The following is a 17662-nucleotide window of genomic DNA, read 5'->3' on the forward strand; positions in this document are numbered from 1 at the left end:
CGCTTCTCCTGTCGAGATGGGACGAATGTTCAACGTGGGTCTGGTGGTTCTTGGGGCGGGCGCCCTCGCGTTGCCCCGGTCCGCGTCGGCCGAATGCGTGACGACGCAGTCGCCCGTGATGACGTCGGCGCCGACGTCGCGGCTCTCCACGCCGTTCCGGGCCGACATGCTGCGGAGCGCCATGGCCGCGCCGGCGGCTGCGGCGAAGCCGGCCCCCCGGGCGAAGGCGGCGCGCAAGGCCGGCGTGCGGCGCGCGCACGCGGTCCGGGCGGTGGGCGTGCGCAAGGCGTCGTACAAGAAGCGCCCGGTGCGCAAGGCGCGGCCGAAAGCGGCGGCGCCTGCCGCGCCGCCGGCCGAGGCGCTGGTCCCGGGCGGGCGCACGCCCTATCCCGGCGCACGCCGGGAGCCCGACGCCGTCGCCCAAATGGTGATGCTGACCCGGACCGTCTGCGAGAGCGGCCCGGCCGCCGCGATCCCCGTGCGCGGCCTCGACGCCGCAGAGCGGCCCGTCGGCCCCCCGGGCCTCCCGTTCCCGGGCGACGACGAGTCCGTCGACGACGAGACCGTCACCGTGATCCCGCCATACCCGCCGCTTCCGCCCGAGGACGAGCCGGTGGTGATCGGCCCGCCGACGGGCCCGCCCACGGGGCCGCCCACCGGCCCGCCGACCGGTCCGCCCGTGGTCGAGCCGCCGCCGACCGGCGCGGTTCCCGAGCCCGGCACGTGGATGCTGATGATCCTGGGCTTCGGGGCCGTCGGGGCGACGCTGCGCCGCCGCGCTCGCCGGCCCGGCTGACTACTGGCCTTTCTTCAGCGTCGGGCTTTCCAGGTCGAGTTCGGCGGACGGCACCACCTCGAGGTTGGGGAGCTTGGCCTTCAGGTCGGCGCTGAAGGTCCTGGCGTCGCCGGCGACGATGACGCTGGCGGCGGCGGGGTCGAAGGCCTTCCTGGCGAAGGCCTGCACCTGGGCCGCGTCGACGGCCTCGACCTTGCCGGTGTAGGCGCCCAGCTCATCGAGCGGAATGCCGTAGAGGGCGTAGTTGCCGAGGATGCCGGCGAGCCCCTCCGAGGTCGCGACGCTTCGGCCATAGCCGCCGACCAGTACCGACTTGCGGGCCTTCAACTCGTCGGCGGCCGGCGGCGCGGCGGCGAGCCTGGTCATCTCGGCGTTGATCAGGTCCAGCACCTGGCCGGCGGACTCGTTCTTGGTCTGCGCGGCGGCGCGGAGCGAGCCGGTGGTGCGCGCGGTCGAGATGCGGGCGCTGGCGCCATACGACAGGCCGCGCTTGATGCGGATCTCCTGGTTCAGGCGGGCCGAGTAGCCGCCGCCCAGCACGTTGGTGGCGACGATGGCCGGGTAGTAGTCCGGGTCGGTGCGCGCGATCGTCGGCTTCAGCACGTTGACCGAGGCTTGGCCCGTGCCGGGGATGTCGATGGCGACGGCGCGCGGCTTGCCCTGCGGCGCGATCATGGGCGCGGGGGTCAGCGCCGTGGCCGGCTTCTTCCAGTCGCCGAAGGCGGCCTCGGCGGCGGCGAAGCCCTGCTCGGGGCCGATGTCGCCGGTCAGCACCAGGATGGCGTTGTCGGGCCGGAAGGCCGCGGCGTGCAGCTTGCCGAGGTCGGCGGGCTTCAGGCGCGGCAGGCTCTGCGGCGTGCCCTGGACGGCATGGCCGAAGGGCGTGCCGCCGTAGACCACGGGCGCGGCGGCGAGGCCGGCCACGTCGCCGGGTTGCTGGTAGGCCACGCGCAGGCCGTCCAGCGCCTGCTCGCGCTGGCGATCGAGCTCCTCGGCGGCGAAGGCGGGGTTGCGGGCGACATCGGCCATGATGGCCAGCGCCGGCTTCAGCTTGTCGGTGACGACGTTCAGCGTGACCGACGACGACTCCAGACCGCCGCCGGAGGACAGCGACGCCCCCAGGCTCTCGGTCTGGCTGGCGATGGCCTGGGCCGAGCGGGTCTTTGTGCCCTCGGTCAGCATGCCCGCCATCATGCTCGCGGCGCCCGCGAGGCCCTTCGGGTCGGCCCAGGCGCCGGACTTCACCAGCAGGTCTGCGGTGACCAGCGGCAGGTCGGACGAGCGGGCCACGATGACGCGCAGGCCGTTGGCCAGCGTCTTCTCGGCCGGCTTCGGCAGCACGGGCTGGACCGGCTCGCCGACGCCTGGCGGCTTCTGGCGGTCGGCCTCGGCGGCCAGCGTGAACACCGGGCCGGCGTAGGCGGCGACCGTGGCGGGCGGGGCCGGCGCCCTGGCGACCTGCTCGCCCTTCGGCCGCTCGCTCTCGGCCCGGTAGCGGATGGTCACGCGGCGGTCGTCGGCGAGATACTTCCTGGCGACCCGCTGGATGTCGGCGGCGGTGACGGCCTGCAGCCTGGCGAGCCCGGTGTTGACCGCGTTCGGGTCGCCGTCGACGCGCAGCGCGTAGCCGATGGCCGAGCCGCGGCCCTCGATGGTCTCGCGTTCGCGCAGCGCGCCGGCCAGCAGCTCGTTCCTGGCTTCCGAGAGCTCGGCTGCGCTCGGCGGGGCGTCGCGCAGGCGCTTCACTTCGGCCAGCAAGGCGGTCTCGCCCTCGGCGACCTGGTGGCCGCTCGACATGATGGCGCCCACCATGAACAGGCCGGGATCCTGCGGCAGGTCGGCGTTCGAGAAGGCCTCGACCGCGATCTGCTTGTCGTAGACGAGGCTGTTGTAGAGCCGCGACGACTTGCCGGCCGACAGGATGGCGTCCAGCACCTTCAGCGCGGGCGCGTCCGGGTCCGAGGCCGCTGCGCCCTGGTAAGAGAGCACCACGGCCGGAAGCGGCACGTTGGGGCCATAGCCGTCGAAGACGCCGGCCCTGGTGCGCGCCGGCTCCTTCACGGTGACCCTGGGCAGGGCGATGGCGGGGTTCTTCAGGCCCGCGAAGTACTTGTCGACCCAGGCGTCGAGCTGGGCCGGATCGAAGTTGCCGACCACGATCAGGGCGGCGTTGTCGGGGCGGTAGTAGGTCTGGTGGAAGGCGCGGACGTCGTCGATGGTCGCCGCGTCCAGCTCCTCGATCGAGCCGATGCCCGGGCGCTTGTAGGGGTGGGTCGTGTAGCTCGCTTCCGGCAGGTAGAGCGCCATGAGCCGACCGTAGGGCGAGGCGAGCACCCGCTGGCGCAGTTCCTCCTTCACCACGTCGCGTTCCGACTTGAAGACCGCCTCGTCGACCACCAGGCCCGAAAGCCGCTCGGCCTCGGCCCACAGCAGGCGCTCCAGGTGGTTGGCCGGCACGATCTCGTAGTAGTCGGTGAAATCGTCGGCGGTCGACGCGTTGTTCTCGCCGCCCACGTCCTCGGTGAGCCGGTCGAAGGTCTCGGACGGCATGTTCCGGGTGGCCTTGAACATCAGGTGCTCGAAGAGGTGCGCGAAGCCCGAGCGGCCGGCGGGGTCGTCCTTGGAGCCGACCCCGTACCAGACCTGGACCGAGACGTTGGGCGTCGTGCGGTCGAGCGAGGCGTAGACCTTCATGCCGTTGGGCAGGGTCCGGGTGGTGAACCTGATCGGGGGGACTTCGGCGGCGGCGGCCGGCGTCGGGAGCGCGGCGACGGGCACGAGCGCAGTGGTGGCGAGGAAGACGGCGGCGCCGGCGGCGCGGAACGTGCGGAGCATGAAGGATCCCGGTGAGGCGGAGATGCGCGAGTCGTAGCACCAACCGGGATCGTCGGAGATTACGAGGTTTTCATGTCGCCCCTCCTCGCGGTCTCACGCGAGGAGGGGTCATGACGAGGGCCCGGGGAGAAGGCGCCTCGGCGTCAGAGGGACCCGCCGCCCGCCTGGGAGCGTCGGGCGGCGGTCCGTGGGCGTCGGCGCGCGGGGAGCGGCGCCGCCGCCCGGTCGCCCGCTCCAAGGGGAGGTGGAGCGGGAGAACGGCTCCCGGGGCGGGCTCCGATGGGGAGCCGGGCCTCGCCGCCGGGTCGAAGCAGATACGGGCGCGCAAGAGGCGACGGTCATCAGCGCTCTTGCAGGTTGGGTCTGCGCAACCGCAGAATGGCGTCATGTTCGACTGGAATGACCTCAAGGCGTTCCTCGCGGTGGCCCGCGGCGGCTCGACGCTCGCGGCTTCGAAGGCGCTCGGCGTGAACCAGACGACGGTGGCGCGGCGCATCGAGAGCCTGGAGTCCGACCTGGGCTTCAAGCTCTTCGAGCGGGGCCAGACCGGCAGCCGCCTGACCGAGTACGGCCAGGCCCTGATCGGCGAGGCCGAGCTGGTCGAGCGCGCGGCGATCCGCTTCGCCAACCAGGCCGCCGGACAGTTGCGCGGGGTCTCGGGCGCGCTGCGGCTCACCACCAACGAGCTGGTGGCCAACACCATGGTGATCCCGGCCCTGGGCGCGTTCCGCAGGGCGCACCCGGACGTCCAGGTGGACCTGGTCATCACCGACCGGCAGATGGACCTGGAGAACGGCGAGGCCGACCTCGCCATCCGCACCAGCAAGAGCCTCGCGGCCTCGGACCTCGTGGCGCGGAAGATCTGCGACCACCAGATGGCGCTCTACTGTTCGCGCGACTACGCCGCCCGGGCCGGGACGCCGGCCTCGCCCGACGACCTCAGCAACCACGACCTGATCGACGTGACGCCCGAGATGGGCGAGATCCCGGGCGCGACCTGGATGATGCGCCACTCGGGGGGCAAGGCGCCGATCACGCGCTCGAACAGCATGGGCAGCCTGGTCCACGCGGTGAAGGCGGGTCTCGGCATCGGGGCGCTGCCCTGCACGATCGGCGACACCGACCACGACCTGCTGCGCTGCTCGGACGACATCGAGGAAGCCCGCGCCACCTCCTGGATCGTCACGCGCCGCGAGCTGAAGGACACGCCGCGCGTCCGCGCCTTCATCGACTTCATGGCGCCGTTGCTCCAGCAGCAGATCCGCGACGTGGAAGAACGCGGCCGGGCCCGCATCGCCGCCGACGCCACGGTCGTCGTGCCCTTCCGGACGAAGACCGCGGGCTAGGGGCCGGACTCGATTTCCGCTCGCGCAGAAGGCTGCCGGCTCGGCACGACCCCTCATCCGGCACGCTGCGCGCGCCACCTTCTCCCGCAAGGGGAGAAGGAATGCAGCGTTGCGTTCCTTGAATGTGGATCGGCCGTCAACCGACCCACCCGCGATCCGCACCCGTGGCCTCCGACGCCGGGGCGGCCTTGCGCGCGCCACGCGGGCCCGCGCGATCCGACTGGATTCCGAGGCGTCAGCGTCGCAACGCTTCGAGGCGCGCCAGGACGTAGGGGCCGAGCCGTGCGATGCGCGCGCGGTTCGCCATGGCCGCCCGGCCGGCAGCCCAGGGTGCGGCCAGCAGCGCGCGCGCCGTGAACAGCACGCGCAGGCGCTCGCCCGACCGGGCGTAGCCCAGGCGGTTCGCCACGGCGCCGGCGAGCGCGTCGATGTAGGCGATCTCGGCCGCGCTCAGGGCATCGCGCCATCGCGCTTCCATGTCGCGCACGAAGCCGCGTTCGGCCGCGGGATTCACGTAGGAGCTGTTGACCACGTGAACGTCGAGAAGATCGCCGTGGTAGTCGACGCCCAACCAGTCCACGATCCCGCGCACGGCGCCTTCGGGATTGCTGAGCAAGTCCTCGAAGCGGACGACCCGAACCGATTCCGGACGCGCCTGGGCCGCGCGGCCCGCCACGGCCGTCGCGGCGCGCCAGAGGAGCGTGGCAAGGGTCAGGTCGTAGGAGCGCCGTACACGCGTGTGCTCGCGGTCGAGGGCTTGCGCGAGCCCGACGTCAGCCTGCTTGCGATCGATCCACCGATTTTGCCAGTCGCGATAGGACGCCACGACGGCCCGCGGGTCCCGGGCCATGGCGAGGATCCGCGCGTTCGGAAACGCCGAGAGAATCTCGTCGATGCGGAAGACGTGGCGCGGGGTCTTTTCGCCCCACCGTCGCCGGCCGCGAGCGTTCGCTTGCTCGCGGCAGTAGTCGGCGAAGGCCGTATCGGGGTCGGTTTCAGCGACGCTCGCAACCGGGGCGTCGTCCGGCGCGCCAAGGCCATAGGCGCGCCGCCTCAGGGCTTCGAAGTAGCGAGCGATGCGGACTGCGTCCTCAGACGATGCCGGTTCGGCCGGTCGCCGCAGGCGGGGACGAAGATCGTCGAAGTAGTGCGTCTCGTGCGCGATCCATATCTCAGGATGCCGATTCAGGACGGACCGCAGAAGCTCGGTGCCAGAGCGCGAAGGTCCCACGATGAAGATGGGACGGGACTCTCCGCCTGCGGCGGCGCCCATCGCCGCCGACCCTGTCTGGGCTCCCTGTCCGCTCACGCTGCGTCGCGATCCCTCGGCAATGAGAGCTCCGGCTCCAACGCGCCTTGTCACTTGCCCGGGCGTGCGCCGCAAGGCGCCGCCCTCGCGCTCGGGCGCCGAGCTGCCGTGCGATACAGGGCATGCGGACCGGGCGCTCGCCCTGCGCGCGAGGGCTGGCTGCGTTCGCCGACAGGGTGTTGACGGGGGCGGCCGATGGACCTTCACTGACCTCGGCAGGGGCGCCGTAGTGGGGCGCGACGTTCGGGGGACGTCTGTGAAGCCGGCGCGTAGTTTCGAGGGCTCGACGCCAGCGGCGGCGGCCGACCCGCGTCAGAAGCGCATCCTCATCGTCGACCTGAACAATTTCTCGACCTTCCCGACGCTGGCGATCGGCATCCTCGTGGCGGCGCTGCGCAACGCCGGCCATGCGGTGCGGGTGCTCTCGCCGCTCGCGCACGACGTGCCGGCGGCCGAGCGGGAACACGCGGAAACCTACCTCGACCACATCCGGCGCCGCATCCACCTGTCGACCTGGGCGCCCTTCCGTGAAACCCGCGACGCCATCCGCGGCCTGCGCCGCTGGTGGCTGGACCGGCCGCATCCGCGCGTCCTGGCGGAGACCGAGCGCGAGCTGAGGGGCAGGCCCGACGTGGTGCTGCTCTCGGCCTACATGCAGCACTTCGCGTCCGTCACCGAGATCGGCAGGCTGGCCGAGCGGCACGGCGTCCCGATGCTGCTGGGCGGCCCGATGTTCAACCTGGACAGCGCGGCCGAGGCGTGGCGCGCGATCCCCGGCCTGACGGCGATCATCGGCGCCGAGGCCGACCTGTCGGCGCCGCGGATCGTGGCGACGGCGTGCGCCGGCGGAGACCTGACCGCATTCTCGGGCGTGATGCTGCCGGACGGCCGGCGCTCGGGCCCCGCGCCGCCGCTGCGGCGGCTGGATGCGGCGCCGATCCCCGACTTCAGCGACTTCCCCTGGGACCGCTATCGCGTCCGCATCGTTCCGATCATGGCCAGCCGCGGCTGCCAGTGGGCCAAATGCAGCTTTTGCAGCGACGTCATCTCGGTCAGCGGGCGGAGCTTCCGCAGCCGCAGCGCCGACAACGTGCTGCACGAGATCCGCGAGCAGGCCCGCCGGCAGGGGACCAACAAGTTCCTGTTCCTCGACCTGAAGCTCAACTCCAACCCCCACCTGCTGCGGAGCATCGTGGAGGGCATGCAGCGCAGCGTGCCCGGCGCCGAGTGGATCGGGACCGTTCACGTCGACGACCGGGCGGACAACGGCCTCAGCCGTCGCGAGCTTCGCGACGCCGTCGCCTCCGGCATGCGCCGGATCAGCTTCGGCCTCGAGAGCGGCAGCCAGGCCATGCTGGACGCGATGAAGAAGGGCAGCTCCGTAGAGGGCAACGCCGAGTTCATCCGCACCGCCCACGAGGCCGGCCTGAGCATCCGCTGCACCATGTTCAAGGGCTATCCCGGCGAGACGGCCGAGGATCTCGACCTGTCCGCCGAGTTCCTCGAGCGCCACGCCGACCACCTCGACCGGGTGCGCTGCAACGAGTTCTCGATCCCCGCCGAAACGCCGATCCACGAGGCGGTGACGGCGGACCCCTCGGCGTTCCCCAACCTGCGCCTGACCGGCCTGGACGCACGCCGCGCGCAGGTCCGCTACGTGAGCCTGGACGGCCGGAGCCCCGGCTATCGGCGGGCCAAGGCGCGGCTCCTGCGCGCCGTCTACGACATCAACCGCCGGAAGATCCGGTCCTCCGCGCGCGCCTTCGACGGCCTGATGTAGGCGGCGACGCACCGGGCCCCGCGGCCCCGGGGGCGATCAGAGCGCGTCGCCCCAGTTCAGGCGGCGGGCCGCGGCGTGGGCGGGCCTGTCGCGGCGGGGGACGTGGCGGTGGTCCAGCGCGCCGGTCCCGGTGCAGAGCTCGAGGTCGATGCCGGGCTTGCCGGCGCGCGGCCGGGCCAGAACGCGGGCCGAGCGGGGCCGCGCGGCGACATCGGGGCGGGCGGCCAGCAGGTAGGCGAACTTCTCGTCCTCGAAGGGGGCGTCGGCGCCCTTGGCGAGGCGGTGGTCGCGGGAGCGCGGGAGGCGGACCGCGAAGTGGCACCAGCCCGGGACGCCCGGGCGGCGGCCGGCGGGCGCGGCCAGCGGGCAGGGGGCGTGGTGCGGGCAGGGCGCGAGGATCGCCGCGCCCGCGCCGATCAGGACGTCGCGGGCGGCGAGGATGCGGGCGCTGCCGGCGGGCGTGCCGGGCTCGACGAGGGCGAGGACGCCGTCGGCGGCGGCCCAGAGGTCGAGGACCAGCGCCTGCTGCCGGTCCGGCGCGATCTCGGCCAGGGCGTAGCTGGCGAGGACGAGGTCGGCGTGCGGGAAGCCGCCGGCGGTGAGGTCTCCGCGGGTCGGGGTCGCGTCGAGGGCGCCCCCGGCCAGGCGGCCGGCGAGCGCCAGGAACGGCGCGCTGGCGTCGAGCCAGGCGATCCGCTCCAGCGACGGCCAGGCGGCCTTCGCCGCCCAGCTTCCGCCGCCGGGGCCCGAGCCGGCGTCCAGCAGGGTGGCGGGCGCGAAGCCGGGCGCGGTGCGCCGCGCCTCGGCGAACACCGTGGCGGCCGCCGCGTAGGTCGCGGGCAGGCGCGCCAGTGCGTAGGCCAGCGCGTCGTCTTCGCTGCGGATCGCCGCCGCGGAGGTGCGGCCCGCGCGGTAGGCGGCGGTGGTCGCGGCGGTGCGCGCCGCCAGGTCCGCGCGGCGGCGGCCCTCGAGTTCGCGGTCGATGCCGGCCTTCAGCGCAGACGGAAGCCCGGGCTCCATCAGGCCGGGACGTCGGCCCGTAGCCTGGCGAGGTGCGCGGCGACGGCGGGGTCGGCGAGCCCCGAGACGTCGCCGGCGTCGCCGGTGCGGGCGATCCGCACCAGGACCGGCCGCACCACCTCGCCGGCGGCGGTCTTCGGCAGCGGGCCGAAGATCACCTGCCCGGGCACGGCGTTTTCGCCCTTCTCACGGCGCAGATAGCCCTTCAGGTCGGCGGCGAGCACGTCGGTGGCCATGATGTCGGGGTCGGGCGTGACGAACGCCCAGAGCACGTCGCCGCCCTTGCCGGGCGCGGTGACGACGGCCGCCTCCTGCACGGCATGGTGTCCGGCGAGCACGGCCTGCAGCTCGTGGCACGACAGCCGCTGGCCGCCGACGTGGGCTTCGTCGTCGCTGCGGCCGGCGCGGTTCTTCACGAGGTCGTCGACCACGGCGGGCTCGGCCAGGGTCGAGGTGTCGCCGAGGTTGGAGAGGTCGTCCTCGGCGATCTTGCGCAGGATGCGGCGCATGATCTTGCCCGAGCGGGTCTTGGGCAGGCCCGGCGCGAACTGGATCACGTCGGGCGCGGCGAACGGACCGATCTCGTGGCGGACGTGGCCGCGCAGGTCGGCCATCAGCGCCTCGGTCGGCTCCACGCCCACCTTCAGCGTCACGTAGCAGTAGATGCCCTGGCCCTTGATGTCGTGCGGGTAGCCGACGACGGCGGCTTCGGCGACGGCCGGGTGGCTGACCAGGGCGCTCTCGATCTCGGCGGTGCCCAGGCGGTGGCCGGACACGTTGATGACGTCGTCCACGCGGCCGGTGATCCAGTAGTAGCCGTCCGCGTCGCGGCGCGCGCCGTCGCCGGTGAAGTACTTGCCGGGATAGGTGGAGAAGTAGGTCTCGATGAAGCGCTGGTGGTCGCCGTAGACGGTGCGCATCTGGCCGGGCCAGCTATCGGTGAGGCAGAGGTTGCCGCTGATCGCGCCCTCCAGCACGCCGCCCTCGGCGTCGACGAGCTGCGGATGGACGCCCGGCAGCGGCTGGGCGCAGGACCCCGGCTTCAGGGCGTGCGCCCCCGGCAGCGGGGTCATCAGGCAGGCGCCGGTCTCGGTCTGCCACCAGGTGTCGACGATCGGGCAGCGGCCCTCGCCCACGACGCGGTGATACCAGAGCCAGGCTTCCGGGTTGATCGGCTCGCCGACGGTGCCCAGGAGGCGGATGGTGTCGCGCGGCCACTTCTTCACCGGCGCGTCGCCCTCGCGCATGAGGGCGCGCAATGCGGTGGGGGCGGTGTAGAAGATCTCCACCTTGTGCTTGTGGCAGACCTCCCAGAAGCGCGAGTTGTCCGGATAGTTCGGCACGCCCTCGAACATCAGGCTGGTCGCGCCGTTGGCGAGCGGGCCGTAGACGACGTAGCTGTGGCCGGTCACCCAGCCCACGTCGGCGGTACACCAGAAGACCTGGCCGGGGCGGTAGTCGAAGACCACCTCGTGCGTCCACGACGCCCAGGCGAGGTAGCCGCCGGTGGTGTGCAGCACCCCCTTCGGCTTGCCCGTCGAGCCCGAGGTGTAGAGGATGAAGAGTGGATCCTCGGCGCCCATCGGCTCGGGCTCGCACGCGGTGTCGACGGTCTTCTTGAGGTCCGAGAAGTAGGCGTCGCGGCCCGCGGTCATCGGCACGTCGCCGCCGGTGCGCCGGACCACGATGACGTCGGTGACGCCCGGGCAGGACTCCAGCGCCTCGTCGACGTTGAGCTTCAGCGGCACGATGCGGCCGCCGCGCAGGCCCTCGTCGGCGGTGATGACGATCTTGCTGTCGCAGTCCTGGATGCGGCCCGAGAGGCTGTCGGGCGAGAAGCCGCCGAACACCACCGAATGGATGGCGCCGATCCGCGAGCAGGCCAGCATCGAGGCCGCCGCCGCCGGGATCATCGGCAGGTAGATGGTCACGCGGTCGCCCTTCCTGACGCCCTTCTGCTTCAGCACGTTGGCCCAGCGGCAGACCTCGGCGTGGAGCTGCCTGTAGGTCAGCGCGTCATGGCTCTTGCCGTCGTCGCTCTCCCAGATGATGGCGACCTGGTCGCCGCGCTCGGCGAGGTGGCGGTCGAGGCAGTTGGCGCTGACGTTCAGGACGCCGTCGGCGTACCAGCGGATGTGGAAGTCCGACCGGTCGAAGGACACGTCCTTGACGACGGTGAACGGGGTCATCCAGTCCAGGCGCCGGCCGAGGTCGCGCCACCAGCCGTCCGGATCCCCCGCCACGCGCTTCACCGCGGCCGCGTAGGCCGGGGCGTTCAGGATCGCGTTCTTGGCCCAATCCTCGGGGACCGGGAAAACCTCGCCGTCGGACACGCTGGAAACCTCCGCAGGGACGCTGGGATCGCAGTATCCAAAGTGACGTAGGGCGCGCAACCGCGACGCCGATCACTCTTGAAGCGACTCGCCGGGCCGCAGAGGCTCCGGCGGATGATTCGGAAGCTCGCCGTCCTCGTTGTCGCCCTGGGCCTGACGGGCTGCGGCGGCGCCGCGCCGCAGGGCGCCGCCGAGAGCGCCAGCCGCCTGCTGGCCGCCGCGCTGAAGGGCGACCGGGTCGCCTTCGAGGCCGAGATCGACCGCGCCGCCGTGCGCGACGACGTGCGCCGCCAGATCGCCGACGTGGCGCGCGGCTCGGTGCTCGACGTCGAGGGCGGGCCGTCCGAGTTCGCGCTGGACCGCATGATCAGCCCCGCCGCCATCCGCGTGGTCCACGCCGGCACGGGCGAGACGCTGACCGCGCCGCCGACGCCGGCCCAGGTGGCGAAGCTGATGCGCGAGGTCGACGGCCGCCGGGCCTGCGTGCGCGGCAAGGCGGGCGACTGCCTGCTCACCTTCGCCCGCGAGAAGCGCGACTGGCGCCTCGTGGGCATGAAGGCGATGGACGTCGAGATCGAAGTGGCGTCGCGCTAGCCCGGCCCGCTGCGTGGTAACATGCCGAACGCCTGCGCTCGCGGGCTGAAGACCCGAAGGATCCTCCCGATGCTGCTTCACCTGTCCACCTGGGCCGAGGTCGAAGGGTTCCTCGCGCGCTCGAAGACCGTGGTCATCCCGATCGGATCGAACGAGCAGCACGGGCCGACCGGCCTCCTGGGCACCGACTGGCTCTGTCCCGAGATCATCGCCCACGAGGCGGAGAAGGGCGGCGACATCATCGTGGCGCCGACCTTCAACATCGGCATGGCGCAGCACCACCTGGACTTCCCGGGCACCATCGCGCTGCGCCCCTCCACCTTCATGCTGGCGATCGGCGACTGGTGCCGCAGCCTGAACCACGCCGGGTTCGAGAAGCTCTACTTCCTGAACGGCCACGGCGGGAACGTCGCCACCATCGAGGCGGCGTTCTCCGAACTCTACGCCGAGGCGAGCTATGCCGGACGCCGCCGCGGCTTCGCCTGCAAGCTCAGGAACTGGTGGGACCTGAAGGGCGTGACCGCGCTCGCCAACCGCCAGTTCCCCGTGGGCCACGGGAGCCACGCGACGCCGTCGGAGATCGCGGTCACCCAATGGGGCTATCCGGACAGCATCAAGAGCGCCAACTACGCCCCGCAGGTCGCGCCGACCGGCCCGATCCGCGAGGCGGCCGACTTCCGCGCACGCTATGCCGACGGGCGGATGGGCAGCGACCCCGGCCTGGCCACGCCGGAGAAGGGCGGCGAACTGGTGAAGCTGGCCGCGGCGTCGCTTCTGGAGGACGTCGCCGATTTCGGGAGCGAGCGCGCGCCGTCCTCATGATGGGGAAGGACGTCAGGCGGTGAAGACCTCGCCGTCGCGCACTTCCACCGGCCAGGGCCGCAGATGCTCGCCTTCGCAGGGGCCCGCGACGCAGCGGCCGTCGAGGGTGAAGAGGGCGCCGTGCCCGGCGCAGAGGATGTGGCGCCGGTCGCGGGTCAGGTAGCGGTCGTCCATCGGCGCCAAGGGCCAGCCGGCGTGCGGGCAACTGTCGACGAAGCCCTGCGCCGCGTCGCCGGCGCGCAGCACGAAGCCGGCGAACAGCTTGTCGCCCTCGCGGAAGCGGAACGACCTGCCGCCGGGGTCGGCGATCTCGCCCAGCGCGCAGAGGCGCAGGCCGGCGGCCGGCCGCGCCGGGTTCGCGGGCTCAGGGCTTGCCAAGGGTGATCCGGATGGGCCGGATCTCGACGCGTTCGAAGAGGCCGGCGAGGCTGTAGGGATCGGCCGCCGTGAACGCTTCGGCCGCGGCGCGGTCGGCCACGTCGAGGATCAGCAGCGAGCCGGCCATGTCGCCCGCGTCGTCGGTCATCGGCCCGCCCAGCTTCACGACGTCGGCCTTGCTGCGGACATAGGCCAGGTGCGCCTCGCGGTTGGCCAGGCGCAGGTCGAGCGCATTCGGCTTGTCGACGCAGTAGAGCACGAAGGTCGGCATTCAGGATTCCTCTCGGAGCGGTCGGGAGAGCAGGCCGCGGATGGCGTCGTCGACGCCGACCTCGCCGGCCAGGATGGCGGCGACGGCCTCGCAGATGGGGGTCTCGACGCCGAGCCTGCGGGCCAGGTCGCGGACGGCGGGGGCGGAGGCGACGCCTTCGGCCACCGACAGCTTGCCGGCCAGCGCCTCTTCCAGCGTCTGGCCGCCGCCGAGCGCCAGGCCGACGCTCATGTTGCGCGACTGCGGGCTGGAACAGGTGAGCACCAGGTCGCCCAGGCCGCAGAGGCCGGCGACCGTCTCGGCCTGGCCGCCGAGCGCCAGCGCCAGGCGCGCGAGCTCGGAGAAGCCGCGGGTGATCAGCGAGGCGTGTGCCGACCTGCCGAGACCGCGGCCCTCGGAGATGCCGCAGGCGATGGCCAGCACGTTCTTCACCGCCCCGCCAGCCTCGGCGCCGACGAGGTCGCCGGCGAGGTAGGGCCGGAAGGTCGGCGTCGCGATGGCCTCGGCGAGCTGCCAGCCCAGCGCGTCGCCCTCGCAGGCCAGGGTCACGGCGGTGGGCAGGCCGCGGGCGACCTCGCCGGCGAAGCTCGGGCCCGACAGGACCGCGGCGACGGCCTGCGGGACCGCCTCGGCCAGCACCTCGCTCATCAGCTTGAGCGAGCCCTGCTCGACGCCCTTGGAGCAGAGCACGATCGGCAGGCCGGCGCGGGCATGGGCCCCGAAGGCCGCCAGCGCGGCGCGGGTGTGTTGCGCCGGGGCCACCGAAAGGACGAAGTCGGCGTCGGCGAGATCGGCCATCTCCCCGGTCGCGCGCATGAGCGGGTCGAGCGGGACGCCGGGCAGGAAGGTGCTGTTCTCGTGGCGCGTGTTGACCGCCTCGACCACCTCGGGCTCGCGGGCCCAGAGCACGACCTCGCGACCGGCCCGGGCGCAGACCTGGGCCAGGGCCGTGCCCCAGGCGCCGCCGCCGATGACGGCCGCCCTGTTCAGCATCCCGCTCATGCTTTCGCGCCCTTGCGCCCGGCCTTGTGGGTGGGATTCGCCGCCGCCGCGGCCTCGTCCAGCGGCCAGCGCGGACGGGCGACGGCGTCCAGCGGGTCGCGCAGGCCTGCGGCCAGCCGCTCGGCGCCGGCGAGCGCGATCATGGCGGCGTTGTCGGTGCAGTAGGCGAGCGGCGGCGCGGCGAAGCTGAAGCCGTTCCGCCGGGCGGCCTGCTCGAGGACGGCGCGGACGGTGCGGTTGGCCGCGACGCCGCCGGCGACCACGAAGCGCAGGCCCCGGTCCCCGTGGTCGCGGGCGTAGGCCTTCATGGCGCGGTCCGACTTCTCGGCCAGTTGGCCGGCGATGGCGGCTTGGACGGCGGCGGCGAGGTCGCGGCGCCGGACGTCGGTGGTCACGCCCTCGGCGAGGCGCGCGGCGGCGGTCTTGAGGCCCGAGAACGAGAAGTCGCAGTCCTTGCGGCCCAGCAGCATGCGCGGCAGATCGAAGGCCGCGGGGTCGCCGCCCTCGGCCAGCTTCTCAAGCGCCGGCCCGCCCGGATAGGGCAGCCCCATGGCCTTGGCGATCTTGTCGAACGCCTCGCCCGCGGCGTCGTCGATGGTGGAGCCGAGGCGGCGGCACGCGCCGACGCCGTCGACGGCGAGGAGCTGGCAATGCCCGCCCGAGACCAGCAGCAGCAGGAACGGATAGGGCAGGTCGGCGCCCAGGCGGGCCGAGATCGCGTGGCCTTCGAGGTGGTTCACGGCGACCAGCGGCAGGCCGCGGGCCAGCGCCACGGCCTTGCCGAACGACAGCCCCACCATGACGCCGCCGACCAGGCCCGGGCCGGCGGTGGCCGCCACGCCGGAAAGCCCGCCGTAGCCGACGCCGGCCTCCTTGAGCGCCGCCTCGGCGATGGCCTCGATGGACTCCACATGCGCGCGGGCGGCGATCTCGGGGACGACGCCGCCGAAGGGCGCGTGCTGGGCGATCTGGCTGCCGACGATCGAGCTCAGCACCTCGGCCCGGCCGTCGGCATGGCGGCGCACGACCGCCGCGGCGGTCTCGTCGCAGCTCGTTTCGAGGCCCAGGACAAGCTGGGGGACGGTTTCGGGCGGGGTCATCCGGTTGCCGGGGGCGGGCCGCTCCTGTAGCAGCCCGGGTCAGATTTCGTTTCCGAGGTAGACCGCCGCCCGTGGCCACGCAACCTGTCGCCCCATCGAAGCCCGTCAGGATCGGCGCCCGCGGCTCGAAGCTCAGCCTCGCCCAGGCCGGTCACATGCAGCGGCGCATCGCGGCCCTGCTGGGCGCCGACCCGACGAACGCCGCCGAGGTCGAGGCGGTCGCGCCGCTGATCGTCATCACCACCACGGGCGACCGGGTGCAGGACCGCCGCCTGCTGGAGATCGGCGGCAAGGGGCTGTTCACCAAGGAGATCGAGGAGGCGATGATCGAGGGGCGGATCGACTGCGCGATCCACTCGATGAAGGACATGCCGGCGCTGCTGCCGCCGGGCCTGTGCATCGCCGCCGTGCCCGAGCGCGAGGATCCGCGCGACGCCTTCCTGAGCCCCGGCGCCGAGCGGCTGGAGGACCTGCCGCAGGGCGCGCGCCTGGGGACGGCGAGCCTCCGGCGCCAGGCGCAGTCGCTGAACCGCCGCCCGGACCTGGACGTGCAGATGCTGCGCGGCAACGTCGATACGCGGCTGGCGAAGCTGGCGGCGGGCGAGGCCGACGCGATCCTGCTCGCCTATGCCGGCCTGCGCCGCCTGGGACTCGGCGACCGGGTGAGGAGCCTCATCGACCCGAAGGCGGTCCCGCCGGCGCCCGGCCAGGGCGCCCTCGCCGTGGAGACCCGCGAGGCCGACCGCGACCAGCCGTGGGTCGCGGGCCTGGTCTGCGAGACGACGACGCTGTGCGTGGCCGCCGAGCGGGGCGCGCTCATGGCCCTGGAGGGGTCGTGCAAGACCCCGGTGGCGGCGCACGCCTGGCTGGACGCCGGCGCGCTGAACCTGATCGTCGAGGCGCTGTCGCCGGACGGCAGGCTGAAGTTCCGGCGCACGGGCGCGACCGAGATCTCGCAGCTCGCCGACCCGCTGGCCTCGGCGCGCGACCTCGGCCTCTCGCTGGGCGCCGCGGTGAAGGACGAGGCCGGCGACGCCATCCTGCTCTGATCCGCCGCCGACGCGGCGCGGAGTCGCAATTCCCCGTTCCGCAAGCTCCGCGGGTCGGATAACAGGCTCCTCATGGCGGGCCGCAGGCAGAGGATCTGGATCACCCGCGCCCAGCCGGGCGCAGAGGTCACGGCCGAGCGCGTCCGGGCGCTGGGCCACGATCCCCTGGTGGCGCCGCTCCTGGCCGTGAAGGTCCTGCCGGACGTCGCCGTCGACCTGCGCGGCGTGGCCGCCCTGGCCTTCACCAGCGCGAACGGCGTGCGCGCCTTCGCCGACGCGAGCGGCGAGCGGGCGCTGAAGGTCTTCGCCGTCGGCGCGGCCACGGCGCAGGCGGCGCGGAGCGCGGGCTTCAGGTCGGTGCTGTCGGCGGACGGCGACGTCGAGGCGCTGGCGGAAGGCATCGCGGTGCGCCGCGGCGAGCTGCGCGGCGCGGTGCTGCACCCCGGCGCGGCCGAGCCGGCGGGCGACCTGGCGGGGGCCCTGGAGAAACACGGCGTCGAGGCGCGGCGGCTGATCCTCTACGAGACGGCGGCGGTGGACCTGGACGCGGTCGACGTCGAGGCGCTCGCGAAGAGCGACGCGGTCCTGTTGCACAGCCCGCGCGCGGCGCAGGTGCTGGCCAAGGTGCTGAAGGCCCATCCCGCGCCGCACCTGCGGGCGCTGGGGCTCTCGAAGGCGGTCGTCAAGCCCCTGGCGCGGACGCCGATGGTGGGCAAGGCCTTCCCGCCGTTCCCCCTGGAGGCGGCGCTGCTGAACCTGATCGACCGGCGGCCCTGAGCCTCGCGATGCGCGAGCCGCCCGGCGACCCCGACGACGATCGGCCCCGGCCGCTGATGGGCGCGACGTTCTGGATCATGGTCGCGCTGTCCGCCGCGTGCGTGGCCGCCGGGGCGGCCGTGGCCTGGGTGCTCCCGCGGCTGGCGGGCTGACGGCCGGAAGGCCCGCGCGGGCGCGGGGCGCTTTGCAAATCGAGACCATTCGCGTAAAAGCCCGCGTCCCGGAGACGGGCCGCCATAGCTCAGCCGGT

16 protein-coding genes and 1 pseudogene are annotated in these 17662 nt (G+C 73.3%); 8 read left to right on the plus strand and 9 right to left on the minus strand.

The window, feature by feature from the left end; all coding sequences use genetic code 11:
* The first annotated feature begins 97 nt into the window (after positions 1–97).
* Positions 98–796: a PEPxxWA-CTERM sorting domain-containing protein gene (locus tag JNL41_RS12140; protein ID WP_293475263.1), complete on the plus strand. Its 699-nt coding sequence runs from the start codon at positions 98–100 to the stop codon at positions 794–796.
* Here JNL41_RS12140 and JNL41_RS12145 read toward each other — a convergent pair whose 3' ends face one another.
* A complete protein-coding gene (locus JNL41_RS12145) occupies positions 797–3631 on the minus strand; it encodes a pitrilysin family protein (protein WP_293475264.1) in 2835 nt (944 codons plus the stop codon).
* 386 nt (positions 3632–4017) lie between these two features.
* On the opposite strand from JNL41_RS12145, the gene JNL41_RS12150 reads away from it, so the two are divergent.
* Positions 4018–4977, plus strand: a complete 960-nt coding sequence (locus JNL41_RS12150; protein ID WP_293475265.1) for a LysR family transcriptional regulator — start codon at positions 4018–4020, stop codon at positions 4975–4977.
* Positions 4978–5212: 235 nt separating this feature from the next.
* Here the strand turns inward: JNL41_RS12150 and JNL41_RS12155 are convergent, their stop codons facing one another.
* On the minus strand, positions 5213–6250 hold the full coding sequence (locus tag JNL41_RS12155) for a sulfotransferase (protein WP_293475267.1): 1038 nt from the start codon (positions 6248–6250) through the stop codon (positions 5213–5215).
* Positions 6251–6542: 292 nt separating this feature from the next.
* Between JNL41_RS12155 and JNL41_RS12160 the strand changes: the two genes are divergently transcribed.
* The gene (locus JNL41_RS12160) at positions 6543–8066 is read left to right on the plus strand and encodes a radical SAM protein (RefSeq protein ID WP_293475269.1); all 1524 of its coding nucleotides are present in this window, start codon (positions 6543–6545) and stop codon (positions 8064–8066) included.
* A 36-nt stretch (positions 8067–8102) separates the two neighbouring features.
* Here JNL41_RS12160 and JNL41_RS12165 read toward each other — a convergent pair whose 3' ends face one another.
* The 3 genes and pseudogenes from JNL41_RS12165 to acs form a co-directional block, all read right to left on the minus strand.
* Entirely contained in the window at positions 8103–9086 is a 984-nt protein-coding gene (locus JNL41_RS12165) for a small ribosomal subunit Rsm22 family protein (RefSeq protein ID WP_293475271.1), read from the minus strand.
* Positions 9086–9502 carry a hypothetical protein gene (locus tag JNL41_RS12170; protein ID WP_293475284.1) on the minus strand — a complete coding sequence of 139 codons (417 nt, stop codon included), beginning with the start codon at positions 9500–9502 and terminating at the stop codon, positions 9086–9088. The genes JNL41_RS12165 and JNL41_RS12170 overlap by 1 nt, the downstream gene beginning before the upstream one ends.
* A pseudogene (gene acs, locus JNL41_RS12175) lies at positions 9485–11419 on the minus strand (acetate--CoA ligase); the annotation flags it as partial. The gene JNL41_RS12170 and the pseudogene acs, both read right to left, overlap by 18 nt.
* 114 nt (positions 11420–11533) lie before the next feature.
* On the opposite strand from acs, the gene JNL41_RS12180 reads away from it, so the two are divergent.
* A complete protein-coding gene (locus JNL41_RS12180) occupies positions 11534–12013 on the plus strand; it encodes a hypothetical protein (protein ID WP_293475272.1) in 480 nt (159 codons plus the stop codon).
* Between the two features lie 69 nt (positions 12014–12082).
* Positions 12083–12835 (plus strand): creatininase family protein, encoded by a 753-nt coding sequence (locus JNL41_RS12185; protein ID WP_293475273.1) that lies wholly within the window; start codon positions 12083–12085, stop codon positions 12833–12835.
* A gap of 12 nt (positions 12836–12847) precedes the next feature.
* Here the strand turns inward: JNL41_RS12185 and JNL41_RS12190 are convergent, their stop codons facing one another.
* The 4 genes from JNL41_RS12190 to tsaD are packed head-to-tail and all read right to left on the minus strand — an operon-like array spanning position 12848 to position 15586.
* Positions 12848–13213 carry a Rieske 2Fe-2S domain-containing protein gene (locus tag JNL41_RS12190; protein ID WP_293475274.1) on the minus strand — a complete coding sequence of 122 codons (366 nt, stop codon included), beginning with the start codon at positions 13211–13213 and terminating at the stop codon, positions 12848–12850.
* Positions 13200–13484 (minus strand): YciI family protein, encoded by a 285-nt coding sequence (locus tag JNL41_RS12195; RefSeq protein WP_293475275.1) that lies wholly within the window; start codon positions 13482–13484, stop codon positions 13200–13202. Before JNL41_RS12195 ends, JNL41_RS12190 begins: the two co-directional genes overlap by 14 nt.
* Positions 13485–14486 (minus strand): NAD(P)H-dependent glycerol-3-phosphate dehydrogenase, encoded by a 1002-nt coding sequence (locus JNL41_RS12200; RefSeq protein ID WP_293475276.1) that lies wholly within the window; start codon positions 14484–14486, stop codon positions 13485–13487.
* The gene (gene tsaD / locus JNL41_RS12205) at positions 14483–15586 is read right to left on the minus strand and encodes a tRNA (adenosine(37)-N6)-threonylcarbamoyltransferase complex transferase subunit TsaD (protein WP_293475277.1); all 1104 of its coding nucleotides are present in this window, start codon (positions 15584–15586) and stop codon (positions 14483–14485) included. The genes JNL41_RS12200 and tsaD overlap by 4 nt, the downstream gene beginning before the upstream one ends.
* A 71-nt stretch (positions 15587–15657) precedes the next feature.
* On the opposite strand from tsaD, the gene hemC reads away from it, so the two are divergent.
* From hemC to JNL41_RS12220, 3 genes are all read left to right on the plus strand, one after another.
* On the plus strand, positions 15658–16635 hold the full coding sequence (hemC, locus tag JNL41_RS12210; protein ID WP_293475278.1) for a hydroxymethylbilane synthase: 978 nt from the start codon (positions 15658–15660) through the stop codon (positions 16633–16635).
* Between the two features lie 72 nt (positions 16636–16707).
* The gene (locus tag JNL41_RS12215) at positions 16708–17412 is read left to right on the plus strand and encodes a uroporphyrinogen-III synthase (protein WP_293475280.1); all 705 of its coding nucleotides are present in this window, start codon (positions 16708–16710) and stop codon (positions 17410–17412) included.
* A gap of 8 nt (positions 17413–17420) precedes the next feature.
* Positions 17421–17564 (plus strand): hypothetical protein, encoded by a 144-nt coding sequence (locus JNL41_RS12220; RefSeq protein WP_293475282.1) that lies wholly within the window; start codon positions 17421–17423, stop codon positions 17562–17564.
* Positions 17565–17662: the final 98 nt, after the last annotated feature.

Source organism: Phenylobacterium sp. (genome assembly GCF_016793285.1).
GTDB lineage: Bacteria > Pseudomonadota > Alphaproteobacteria > Caulobacterales > Caulobacteraceae > Phenylobacterium.

Excerpts from the sequence above, each read along its gene's own strand:
- JNL41_RS12145 (WP_293475264.1), bottom strand. The coding sequence starts at position 3,631 with ATGCTCCGCACGTTCCGCGCCGCCGGCGCCGCCGTCTTCCTCGCCACC.
- JNL41_RS12150 (WP_293475265.1), top strand. The coding sequence starts at position 4,018 with ATGTTCGACTGGAATGACCTCAAGGCGTTCCTCGCGGTGGCCCGCGGC.
- JNL41_RS12155 (WP_293475267.1), bottom strand. The coding sequence starts at position 6,250 with ATGGGCGCCGCCGCAGGCGGAGAGTCCCGTCCCATCTTCATCGTGGGA.
- JNL41_RS12165 (WP_293475271.1), bottom strand. The coding sequence starts at position 9,086 with ATGGAGCCCGGGCTTCCGTCTGCGCTGAAGGCCGGCATCGACCGCGAA.
- JNL41_RS12180 (WP_293475272.1), top strand. The coding sequence starts at position 11,534 with ATGATTCGGAAGCTCGCCGTCCTCGTTGTCGCCCTGGGCCTGACGGGC.
- JNL41_RS12185 (WP_293475273.1), top strand. The coding sequence starts at position 12,083 with ATGCTGCTTCACCTGTCCACCTGGGCCGAGGTCGAAGGGTTCCTCGCG.
- JNL41_RS12195 (WP_293475275.1), bottom strand. The coding sequence starts at position 13,484 with ATGCCGACCTTCGTGCTCTACTGCGTCGACAAGCCGAATGCGCTCGAC.
- JNL41_RS12200 (WP_293475276.1), bottom strand. The coding sequence starts at position 14,486 with ATGAGCGGGATGCTGAACAGGGCGGCCGTCATCGGCGGCGGCGCCTGG.
- tsaD (WP_293475277.1), bottom strand. The coding sequence starts at position 15,586 with ATGACCCCGCCCGAAACCGTCCCCCAGCTTGTCCTGGGCCTCGAAACG.
- JNL41_RS12215 (WP_293475280.1), top strand. The coding sequence starts at position 16,708 with ATGGCGGGCCGCAGGCAGAGGATCTGGATCACCCGCGCCCAGCCGGGC.
- JNL41_RS12220 (WP_293475282.1), top strand. The coding sequence starts at position 17,421 with ATGCGCGAGCCGCCCGGCGACCCCGACGACGATCGGCCCCGGCCGCTG.